Genomic DNA, 9,979 nt, shown 5'->3' on the forward strand with positions numbered 1-9,979 from the left:
TTGAGCAGGAAGATGTGTATAAGAGACAGGGGATGATCTCGTCCATGATTTCCAGAAATTCTTCCCGCTTGGTTTTCTTCTTGCGGAAGCTGTATTCCATGTCTGTAAATGTTTCCTGCTTCATTGTCATGCACCACCTTTGTTTTGATAGTCTTATTTTATCATATCCCCAACCTATATGGTGGTGAGAATTAAATCAGAGGTTCCCTAGCATGTTTATTACCTCACACTATATACTGTTTTTTCCAAATGGAGTGCAAATACTTATGTCTGTTACCATCAAAGATGTCGCCGCTTATGCCGGCGTTTCACCCTCTACGGTATCGCGCACCTGCAATGACCATCCCTCGATCAGTGCCGAAACAAAAAAACGCGTCCGCCAAGCCATGCTTGAGCTTGGATATGAAGCAGCTCCTCCGACAGGAAATCATTCTCGTCAGGAGCTAAAAAACATCGGCATCATTCTGCCGCCTTCCGCACGCGAGGTCTATGAGAATTCCTTCTACCTCGAGACCATCCGCGGCATCACGCAGTTCTGCAACGCGAGACAATACTCTGCCTCTGTCATCACCGGTCAAAACGATGATGAGACACTGGCTGCCATCCATTTCGCCGCGCAAAATGACAAGGTCGATGGTTTTATCCTCCTCTATTCCAGACAGGACGACAAAATCGTCGATGCGCTCTATGATGAGGGCTTGCTTTATGTCCTCATCGGCAAGCCGCAAAAATATGCCAATCAGACTATTTGCGTCGACAATGACAACGTTCTCGCCGGTCAGGAGGCAACAGAATATCTCTATCAATTAGGTCATCGCCGCATTGCATATCTCGGCAGTGACACCTCACTCGCTTTTTCTGCTGACCGCAAAGCCGGCTATCAGACCGCTTTGCTCCGCCATGATATTATGCCGGATCCTACTCTCTGCATCGAAATGAGCTGCTTATCACAGGAAACAGAACAAAATATCGCTGCAATGCTCTCTCATCCCGACAGACCGACTGCCATCGTCGCAAGTGATGATATTCTCGCTACCACCTTTCTCTGCTTATGCAGCAAGCTCGGGTATTCCATTCCGCAGGATATATCGGTTGTAGCATTTAACAATTCGCTGTTCTCGCGGCTGACGCTCCCGCCGCTCACTACCATGGACATCAACTCCCTGCAGCTCGGCATCGAAGCCGCGTCTCAGCTCATCAATCATATCGAAAATCCCAATCTAGCCGCAACCAAAATTATCGTTCCCCATTATTTGCTCAAACGGAACAGTTGTATGCAATGGCATACCACACAGCGCGCATCCGACAACGAAAACTGATAGGACACAAAAATCACAGGAGGTCTGAACAACATGAAAACATATGCATTTGGTGTCGATTTGGGTGGCACTACCGTAAAGCTCGGTCTGTTTCGCACCGACAGCACTCTCATCGAAAAGTGGGAGATCGTCACCCGTACCGAAAATCATGGCGAGCATTTACTGCCTGATATTGCACAGTCGATTCATGAGAAAATGCTCGAAAAGTCCATTTCTTTGGATGAGGTCGCCGGTGTCGGCATGGGCGTTCCCGGTGCGGTGCTCCATGACAGCTATGTCAAGCCTTGCGTCAATCTCGACCAGTGGGGAGGAGAGATTGCGGCACAGTTATCCGCTCTTTGTCATGATCTGCCCGTCAAGATTGTTAACGATGCCAATGCCGCGGCTCTCGGTGAAATGGCAAACGGCAGCGGTAAGGGATACAAGAACCTCGTTATGATCACGCTTGGCACCGGTGTCGGCGGTGCCGTCATCGTCGATGGCAAGCTGATCGCCGGTGTACATGGTGCGGGCGGTGAGATCGGGCACATCAAGGTCGCTGAGCCGGGTGACGATGTTTGCGGCTGCGGCAAGTCCGGCTGCTTAGAACGTTTTTCCTCGGCTACCGGTGTCGTTCTGCGCGCGAAAAAGCTGCTTGAAGATGACAGCATTTCCTCCAAAATGAACAGCTTTGATCCGCTTACCTGCAAGGATGTCATCGACTGTGCAAAGGAAGGCGATGAGGCGGCGATGCAGGTCGTTGATTTGATGACCCGTATGCTCGGTAAGGCTTTGGCTATGGTTTCCTGTGTTGCCGATCCCGAAGTCGTTGTCATCGGCGGCGGTGTCTCCCGCGCCGGCAGCATCATTACAGACGGGATTCGCAAGTATTTCCTGCAATATGCGTTCCCTGCTACAGAGGATACGAGATTCGTTCTTGCTGAGCTGGGAAATGATGCCGGTATCTATGGCGCGGTACAGATGGTACTCGCATGAGAAGATTTATTTGGAAACTCCCTCGATGAGAGGGAGTTTCAGCCTGTAGAAAAACCCTAATATCTCACGCAGGGATTAGGGTTTCATGATATTTAGGGCAATACCGCATAATGATAATGATACGTATGGACGGTTCCGTATGTATCAGCTATTACAGCTTAAACAGCCTGAAGGGATATCTATTCCGAGCGAACGGACAGTCTACCGCATAATGGATAAAATTGGCTTTACTCACTGCTCGAAGAGAAAGCCTAATGGTATTACCAAAGCAGATCGGGAAGCGAGAAAATCTGATGATCTCCTCAAGAGAGATTTCCGTTCTGACGAACCTCTCAAAAAATGTGTTACCGACATAACTGAGATCAAGACTAAGGATGGAAAACTCTATGTTTCGGCCATCTTCGACTGCTTTGATTCCGGTGTCCTTGCCTTGCCATGGAAAAGAATATGAAAGCAACTCTCTGCGAACACACCCTGGATAATGCTATGCTGGCATATCCGAATCTCAGAGGAGCGATTATCCACAGTGATCGCGGAACACAGTACACCAGTAAACAATACAGAAAAACTATCGCTAAATATGGCATACAACAGAGTATGAACAGCGCCGGAGGACGGTGCCACGATAATGCCCGCTGTGAAAGCATGTGGGCACGCATGAAGAGTGAATTGCTCTACGACCGCGATGATACAGAAAGCATGACCATCGCTGAACTAAAGGTTTTGATATGGAGGCATTTCATCAGTTACTGGAACAATAGGAGAATATTCACCACCAATGATGGTCTTCCTCCAATGGTTAAGCGGCAGAGATACTATGAATCACTGATGCAGGCAGCGTATGTATTGACATCTTTGAGATAAATGTGTCAACCAATATTGACAATATCAGTATGACGCAGCAATACGCTGCAACTAAACGCTTCGGCTTTGCATCCTCCAGTCCAGCTGTATTATCTGTTGACAGCACCGCTTGCAAATAATTGCAATATATTTTTACATTCTAACATCTCTTTTTAAATTTGGCTTATAATATTTATTGTATTATATATTATTTCCATTGCATTATTATTTATTCTCTAACAATTGAGGAATAAAGTGCGGAAATCCGCTTATTTCCGGCATTTTCGGCAATATTGGCTGACATCCAAATCACCAACTCACCTGTTCGGAAATGTGCGAGAGAACATATCTGCCGAAGTGGAAAATTGGCAGAAAAATTGAGTTAGTGGATTAGATGTCACAGATTGACAGCAGTTCAGCACACCCGACTGTTTGGGAAACTGAGTGTTCGGATCTAGTGACAGACATAGGAAAGGAAGAAAAATGGATAACAAAATTACTATTAGGAACACAAACATTGATTTTTCTGATTATTATACAAGCAAGGGCATTCCATGTGATGTTCAGTCAAAATTGGGAAGCGTCGATATCTTGGCGGTTCCTACCGCTTATGAAAATCATGAATTTTACTTCGCGCAGGAAACTATCGACTTCTTAAAGTACTGCAGAAAAACTTCTTCTGAGCACACTTTCGATATATTGGCAAAAGACGATATTCAAATTCGTTCTCTTCATTCGTTTGACATATGGATGCCAGTTGTATGGGTCGCTTCCAGCGTATTGCTACCATTTGCTATCAATATGGTAAGTAACTATATTGGGGAAAAATTAAAAGGCCGTGAAAATGAACCTGCTCAAGTGGATGTGACTTTCCTGACAAAGAAAGGTGACGAAGAAAAATACATCCATTATTCTGGAGATGCAAAAACCTTCAAGGAGAGTTTTGAAAAGATAGACCTAAATAAACTGTGAGGAAACGATGCTTAATTATTTTCATGAACGTCAGACGATCCCTGAAGTGTCTGCCATTTGCTCTCAATTGGATACGTTAAAACATCGCATCATGTCTGGAAACTATGAGAATCCACGCAAAGAATACGATGAATGCAAGGACCTATTTGATGCTGTAAAACAACAAGCTATCGGGAACGATGATGAACAGCTGGCTAACGCGCAACTTATTTACAAACACTATTTTCAGCTGTTTTGTGATCTTTCTGCTTATTTTAGACTATTAGAAGAACATAAATATAAATCGTCTTGGAATATATTGCAAGATTGTTTTGATGAAATAAAGTTTGTTGGAAAGTTTTTAGCAATCGATGCCCGTAAAGAACTCCCTGACTTATATGAATTGTTAGAAAACTACGAAACACTTTATCCATATAAAGTGTTTGTTAGTAGTGAGTACATAATTAGCAAATCACACTGCAGCATTTGTGGGAATTCTATGCAGAGCTTAGCATGTCCACATATCAAAGGAAACCTATATTATGGGGATATTGCGATAGAGATTATTGATGAAATTCAGGAATTTCAGGCTGCCTGTTTAGTCAGTCATCCAGAAGACAAGCGCTGCATAATTGAATTAGCAGACGATAATAGGAGTGAAGCTGAGAAATTTGAAAAGCTCGACCAGTTTCTTACGCTGAGTCTTCCGCATCTTCAAAAATTTTCTATAGAAACGGTAATGGAAACGCGTGAGAGAAACGATATTATTAAGGTCGGCAGAAATCACCTGTGTTCATGTGGTAGCGGGATCAAATTTAAAAAGTGCTGTGGGAAGAATCTTTTCTACCAGCATGAGAGAAATATTATTACGCCAAAGGGAATAGTCATTTTTGAATAAAATAGTAGCCCTCCCGGCCATCAATCATGGTGGTCAGGAGGGCTTTGTTGTTCCCACATCACTATTCCGCATCTATGTCCACTTTAAGGTCAGATTTCAATTCGACCGTGTACTTGTCGGGCCAGACGGTAATTTTCTGCACCCAGCGCCGTACCAGTGCCTCATCGAATTCCGTCAGTTCGGCAGGCTGGCTACGGATAAAATCCTGAAGCGCTGTGATGCGGGCAATCTGCTCGTCTCTTGTGACAGTGTCCACCGCCGTCTGCTGTTTCAGCTCCCGGAGTTGGAAGATTTCATCTGCAATCTCATCGTAGGCTTCCTTGTTGTTTGCCTTCTTCAAAAGCTCCTGCTGAAGCTCCAGCAGCTTCTCATCGATGGCATCCGCTGATGCGGTAGCCGAGGCTCGGATGACTGCGGCGATGTTCTGCTGGAGCTGGCGCTGGTATCCTTCTCTGTCACCGAGCAGCTCATTCAGGGCAGCAACTACCACCCGTTCCAGTTCCTGCTCATTGACCGTCCGCGCATGGCATTCCATTCCAGTCGGTTCCAGCCTGCTGATGCATCGCCATACGATGGATTTGCAGCCTCGATTGTTCCAGTGGATTCTGCGGAACATTTCACCGCATTCTCCACAGATGACAATCTGTGAAAAGCAGTGGTTACTGCTGTAGGTGCGTTTTTTCCCATTGGCGCTCACTTTGACTACTCGCCTGCGCACCAGCTCTTCCTGCACCCGCATGAAAATATCCTTTGGAATAATCGCCTCGTGGTCAGCTTCCACATAGTACTGCGGAACAATGCCTGTGTTCTTCACTCTGGTCTTGTTCAGAAAATCTGTAGTGTAGGTTTTCTGAAGCAGCGCATCACCGATATACTTCTCATTGCGGAGAATCTTGTTGATGGTGCTTGTCCACCATTTTGTTTTCCCTGCGCCAGTCAAAATACCATCACGCTCCAGACCGGCGGCAATCTTGTCCATGCTGTACCCTTCCAGATATTCTCGGTAAATGCGTTTGACCACTTCAGCCTGCGCAGGGTCAATGATCAGATGGCCTTCTGCATCCTTCGTGTAGCCGAGAAATCGATTGTGATTGACCTGCACCTGCCCATTCTGGTAGCGGAACTGCAGTCCCAGCTTCACATTCTGGCTCAATGACTGACTTTCCTGCTGGGCAAGCGATGCCATGATGGTAATCAGGACCTCGCCCTTGGCGTCCATCGTGTTGATGGACTCCTTTTCAAAATAGACCGGAATGTTCTTTTCCTTGAGCTGACGAATGTATTTCAGGCAGTCCAGTGTATTGCGTGCGAAGCGGCTGATGGATTTGGTGATAATCATATTAATTTGCCCCGACATGCACTCCCCTATCATGCGGTTGAATTCCTCTCGCTTTTTGGTGTTGGTACCGGAGATTCCATCATCTGCAAATATCCCGGCAAATTCCCACTCCGGATTTTTCTGAATGTAATCTGTGTAGTGCTCTACCTGTGCCTCATAGCTTGTCGCCTGCTCATCGCTGTCGGTACTGACACGGCAGTATGCTGCGACTCGGAGTTTTGGCTTTATATCCTGCTGTCGGGCGGTGTTTCCGACTTGTCGTTTTGCAGGAATCACCATTACATTTCCCATTATGTTGCCTCGCTTTCTATCAAGCTGTACAGGTACTCAGCCTGTTTTGCTGGATCATCGTAAAATTCCTTGATTGTCCCAAGTGTGAAGGTTGTCGGTGAGGTTTTCTTGACCGGTGGCTTGATGCGATCCGTGCGTCCCAGCTTCTTTGCTCTGCGCTGGCGCTCCAGCATGGCCTCCGTGAAGGTGTTCACATCGATGATTGCTGGGTAAAAATCATCTCCCATATAATGACGATTCTCCATCATGCGCTTGACGGTTCCGTGATAAGTATCGATGCCGGCTTCTTTGGCGGCTGCCACCATGGACATTCCGCTCAGGTAGTTCTTATAGAGCTGTCGGATTTTTTCTGCGGCAGGCTCGTCAATTATCGCTTTTCCCTTCCGAATCCGGTAGCCAAACGGTGTATGTGCCATTTAATCACCAAGCCTTTCTTGAAAAGTAAGACCGCATTTCATGACAAAACCGATTTTCTGTCGGGAGTACACATCAATGTGGTCAACAAATCTTGCAAACAAAATATCGTCAAAGGCTGTCAGCATATGTTCCTTTTCTGTAAAGTGCAGCAGGCGCTCTGCTTCCCTAACCCGTGACATGTCTCCGGTCATGTTCGTTCTCAATGCTTCGATATCTGCCCGGAAACCGTCAGCTTGTGACAGCAGTGCATTGTTTTCTCTGTTGTAGAGAATCTGGTCAATATAGTCTTGCGCTATGAGCTTTGTCAACGTTTCACGCTGCTCGGTGTTCTGCTCCAACAGGTGCTCCAGATGCTGAATACGGTGCAGGTTTTCGTCACTGGAATTCTCCTGAATGGCCTTCAGGTACGGTCTCAAGACCAGCTTGTGGCTGTAGATAAGTTTGTTGAGCATGGTAACAAAGGCCAGCTTCAGGTCATCATCCCGGATGAAAAGCATGGAGCATTAGCTTCGTGTAATATGGATTTTGTTTCCGTAGTATTCATGATTTCCTCCGTTCTAAGGTCTTTCCTCACTACATTCTGGACATTAGAAGTGTCTATGGACGAAAAAGAGCAAGGAAAAGGGCCTGCAAGGAAAAAAATCCCCTCACAGGCCATCAATTCTATAATCAGAAGAACAATCATATTCTTCTGGTTATTTTTGTAAAGTTTTGTTTATGGCTATACTCTGGTGCAGTAATCCAGTGAAATCCAGCCTGCGCCGGATTTCAGCTTGCCCCATCCGGCTTTTGATCCTGTGCCGGACTTTGTTTCGGTGATCGTAAACACGCCCTTGCCCGTCTTTTTTCCTGTCCTGGCATAGTTCGTACCCGGCCCCTTGCGGATGTTCAGATTCGAAATAGAGACCTGAACCTTGAACGACGACGCTGAGACGGGAGCGCTGGTGGATGCATTCGGCTTACCGTTCAGAATCGATTTCACTTCCGCCTTGAATGCCGTCCACTCTGCATTGCCGTTTCCTGCCATCTGTGCCGGACAGTTTTTGTCTGTGACATCCCAGTGGCGGAGCACATAGGTATCTACCTGCCCTGCCGTAATGCCCAGCAGCCTGCAAAGATATGCACAGAGATGCGCTGCGTTCTGTTTGGTCTTCGCGCTGACCTTATAGCCGCCGCTGGTGCACATCTCAATACCGATGGAATTTGTGTTGCGGCAGGCCTTGTGCTTATAGGAATTTGCGCCGACATGCCATGCACGATCCTTCAGCTTGACAGACTGCATAATATGCGTATCATCCGCAAAGAAATGTGCTGATGCGCCGCGTCTGCCTGTTTTGAAATAATTACAGTTCGCGGCTGCGGTATCACTGGAATTTCCCGTGTAATGAATCACGATATAGGAAACCACGCGGCTCGCGCAAGCCGCATAATTCTGAGACGAGCAGGCAGACTGTGTCACCGCAATTCCATTGATTTTATCCGAAATCCATCCAGTTGTAATTGTTTTACTCATTGTCAATATCCTCCTGTTCCGCGTCCTCATGAAGCTGTTCCAGCACATCCAGCAGTTTCGCCGGAATCGGCAGGCCTAAGTGACCGGCATTCTCGAGCACAGACACGCCTTCATTCGAGATATAGAAAAACAGCACCGCCGTGCGAAGAACACAGCCGGTGCCAATCACATGCATATCCAGAATATTTGCCATGCCCACCAGAACAAAGATCAGTACCTTCCGACAGATCCCTTTGAATCCCACCTCGCTGGACAGCCGCTTGTCCGAAACCGCGCACATCACGCCGGTGACGTAGTCCGCGATGACAAATGCAATCAGCGCATACATCAACCCATCACATTCGCCCAGAAACCAGCCCAGCCAGCCGCCAATGACGGCGAATACCAGCTGGATTCCATTCCAAAATTCCTTCATAAACAATTCCTCCATTATTTGATTTCTTCTATGTGAAAAGCAGCTGTCCGAAGACAGCCGCCTGTATTGTTATGCCGTGCGCTTCCAGACGTAGACCGCAATATACGGCGGCATATTGTTGTGCGCGGATGAATCTCCGGTTTTATCCAGCGCAATCGTCGCGCACCACGTTTGGATCGGAGATGAATTATTCACGCAGCCTACCGTGACCGCATAGGTTCCATATGTGGGTGTCCAGCTCGTCGTACCGGAACTGTTGTATACATAAGACCGATGGGAATGTGACGGCATCTCAGAGGTAGTCAGCTTGTGTGTCGCTTCGCCGCCCGTAGTGCCTGCTGCATACGTGTCGCCGGCAGAAAGCAGAAATTTATCCTTGATACGTTCCCATTTACCGCCCCAAGTGTCTGCCGGATCGAAATTTTCATCTACCGTTTCATAGATCGTGCCGACCGGATGGCAGTAATCCAGCATGGAGGTTGCCGCATCGGAATAAAACGCCATCTTCCCGCGAAAGATGGTAGGCAGATTGACGTCAAAGCCCTCTGTATCCGCAACCTTGCCGAACGCAATTCCCATACCGCCCTTCAAGAAGGAAAACAGCGTCATCGCCGCCGGGCCTTTGCCGGTACAGGCGAAAGACCGAAAAGCATCCGTTGCAGTCAAAATAATGTCATATGCCGCAGCTTTATCTGCTGAAAACTTGTATGTGCCATTTGAAACGGAAAATTTTCCGGCATAACTGGTCAAAGTAACGGCCGTATAGCTTGCTGCCGTTGTTTTCTTGTATTGCAGCTTGTACGCCGCGGTATTTGCTGTACTTGCAGCAGTACCAAAATCTGTGATGGATGCCGAAAATGTGACCTTAAGATATTTGCCTGTTGCAGACAAATTTCCAGACGAATCACACCGCTTTGCGGTAAATGCCGTAATAGACGGCGGCGAATATGCAACAACCGTAATCGATTGTGTTGTACTCGCCGTGCGCCCACGGGAATCCGTCACAGATGCCGTAATC

Annotated in this window: 12 protein-coding genes; 6 read left to right on the plus strand and 6 right to left on the minus strand. The window is 47.1% G+C overall.

Features of this window, described 5'->3' with window-relative positions:
• The first annotated feature begins 266 nt into the window (after positions 1-266).
• The 6 genes from CBW42_RS12135 (at position 267) to CBW42_RS15045 (ending at position 4,986) form a co-directional block, all read left to right on the plus strand.
• Positions 267-1,319: a LacI family DNA-binding transcriptional regulator gene (locus CBW42_RS12135; protein WP_087021946.1), complete on the plus strand. Its 1,053-nt coding sequence runs from the start codon at positions 267-269 to the stop codon at positions 1,317-1,319.
• A 33-nt stretch (positions 1,320-1,352) separates the two neighbouring features.
• On the plus strand, positions 1,353-2,294 hold the full coding sequence (locus tag CBW42_RS12140; protein ID WP_087021949.1) for an ROK family glucokinase: 942 nt from the start codon (positions 1,353-1,355) through the stop codon (positions 2,292-2,294).
• Between the two features lie 139 nt (positions 2,295-2,433).
• Positions 2,434-2,745 (plus strand): hypothetical protein, encoded by a 312-nt coding sequence (locus CBW42_RS15430; RefSeq protein WP_407922973.1) that lies wholly within the window; start codon positions 2,434-2,436, stop codon positions 2,743-2,745.
• Positions 2,730-3,158 (plus strand): transposase, encoded by a 429-nt coding sequence (locus tag CBW42_RS15435; protein WP_407922974.1) that lies wholly within the window; start codon positions 2,730-2,732, stop codon positions 3,156-3,158. Before CBW42_RS15430 ends, CBW42_RS15435 begins: the two co-directional genes overlap by 16 nt.
• 462 nt (positions 3,159-3,620) lie before the next feature.
• Positions 3,621-4,109: a hypothetical protein gene (locus tag CBW42_RS12150; protein WP_087021953.1), complete on the plus strand. Its 489-nt coding sequence runs from the start codon at positions 3,621-3,623 to the stop codon at positions 4,107-4,109.
• A gap of 7 nt (positions 4,110-4,116) precedes the next feature.
• Entirely contained in the window at positions 4,117-4,986 is an 870-nt protein-coding gene (locus tag CBW42_RS15045; protein WP_087021956.1) for a YecA family protein, read from the plus strand.
• Between the two features lie 61 nt (positions 4,987-5,047).
• Here CBW42_RS15045 and CBW42_RS12160 read toward each other — a convergent pair whose 3' ends face one another.
• From CBW42_RS12160 to CBW42_RS12185, 6 genes are all read right to left on the minus strand, one after another.
• Positions 5,048-6,616 (minus strand): recombinase family protein, encoded by a 1,569-nt coding sequence (locus tag CBW42_RS12160; protein WP_087021959.1) that lies wholly within the window; start codon positions 6,614-6,616, stop codon positions 5,048-5,050.
• Complete coding sequence (locus CBW42_RS12165; protein WP_087021962.1) at positions 6,616-7,032, minus strand: serine integrase family protein; 417 nt, start codon at positions 7,030-7,032, stop codon at positions 6,616-6,618. Before CBW42_RS12165 ends, CBW42_RS12160 begins: the two co-directional genes overlap by 1 nt.
• Positions 7,033-7,530, minus strand: a complete 498-nt coding sequence (locus CBW42_RS12170; protein ID WP_087021967.1) for a hypothetical protein — start codon at positions 7,528-7,530, stop codon at positions 7,033-7,035. It abuts the gene before it with no gap.
• Positions 7,531-7,754: 224 nt separating this feature from the next.
• Positions 7,755-8,546 (minus strand): N-acetylmuramoyl-L-alanine amidase, encoded by a 792-nt coding sequence (locus CBW42_RS12175; protein ID WP_087021970.1) that lies wholly within the window; start codon positions 8,544-8,546, stop codon positions 7,755-7,757.
• The gene (locus CBW42_RS12180; RefSeq protein WP_087021972.1) at positions 8,539-8,961 is read right to left on the minus strand and encodes a phage holin family protein; all 423 of its coding nucleotides are present in this window, start codon (positions 8,959-8,961) and stop codon (positions 8,539-8,541) included. The genes CBW42_RS12175 and CBW42_RS12180 overlap by 8 nt, the downstream gene beginning before the upstream one ends.
• 69 nt (positions 8,962-9,030) lie before the next feature.
• Positions 9,031-9,979 (minus strand): phage baseplate protein (locus tag CBW42_RS12185; protein ID WP_242969877.1); only part of this gene is annotated, 949 nt, incomplete at its 5' end.

The organism is Butyricicoccus porcorum, from assembly GCF_002157465.1.
Lineage (GTDB): Bacteria > Bacillota > Clostridia > Oscillospirales > Butyricicoccaceae > Butyricicoccus_A > Butyricicoccus_A porcorum.

Excerpts from the sequence above, each read along its gene's own strand:
- CBW42_RS15435 (WP_407922974.1), top strand. The coding sequence starts at position 2,730 with ATGGAAAAGAATATGAAAGCAACTCTCTGCGAACACACCCTGGATAAT.
- CBW42_RS15430 (WP_407922973.1), top strand. The coding sequence starts at position 2,434 with ATGTATCAGCTATTACAGCTTAAACAGCCTGAAGGGATATCTATTCCG.
- CBW42_RS12165 (WP_087021962.1), bottom strand. The coding sequence starts at position 7,032 with ATGGCACATACACCGTTTGGCTACCGGATTCGGAAGGGAAAAGCGATA.
- CBW42_RS12170 (WP_087021967.1), bottom strand. The coding sequence starts at position 7,530 with ATGCTTTTCATCCGGGATGATGACCTGAAGCTGGCCTTTGTTACCATG.
- CBW42_RS12180 (WP_087021972.1), bottom strand. The coding sequence starts at position 8,961 with ATGAAGGAATTTTGGAATGGAATCCAGCTGGTATTCGCCGTCATTGGC.
- CBW42_RS12135 (WP_087021946.1), top strand. The coding sequence starts at position 267 with ATGTCTGTTACCATCAAAGATGTCGCCGCTTATGCCGGCGTTTCACCC.
- CBW42_RS12160 (WP_087021959.1), bottom strand. The coding sequence starts at position 6,616 with ATGGGAAATGTAATGGTGATTCCTGCAAAACGACAAGTCGGAAACACC.
- CBW42_RS15045 (WP_087021956.1), top strand. The coding sequence starts at position 4,117 with ATGCTTAATTATTTTCATGAACGTCAGACGATCCCTGAAGTGTCTGCC.
- CBW42_RS12150 (WP_087021953.1), top strand. The coding sequence starts at position 3,621 with ATGGATAACAAAATTACTATTAGGAACACAAACATTGATTTTTCTGAT.
- CBW42_RS12140 (WP_087021949.1), top strand. The coding sequence starts at position 1,353 with ATGAAAACATATGCATTTGGTGTCGATTTGGGTGGCACTACCGTAAAG.
- CBW42_RS12175 (WP_087021970.1), bottom strand. The coding sequence starts at position 8,546 with ATGAGTAAAACAATTACAACTGGATGGATTTCGGATAAAATCAATGGA.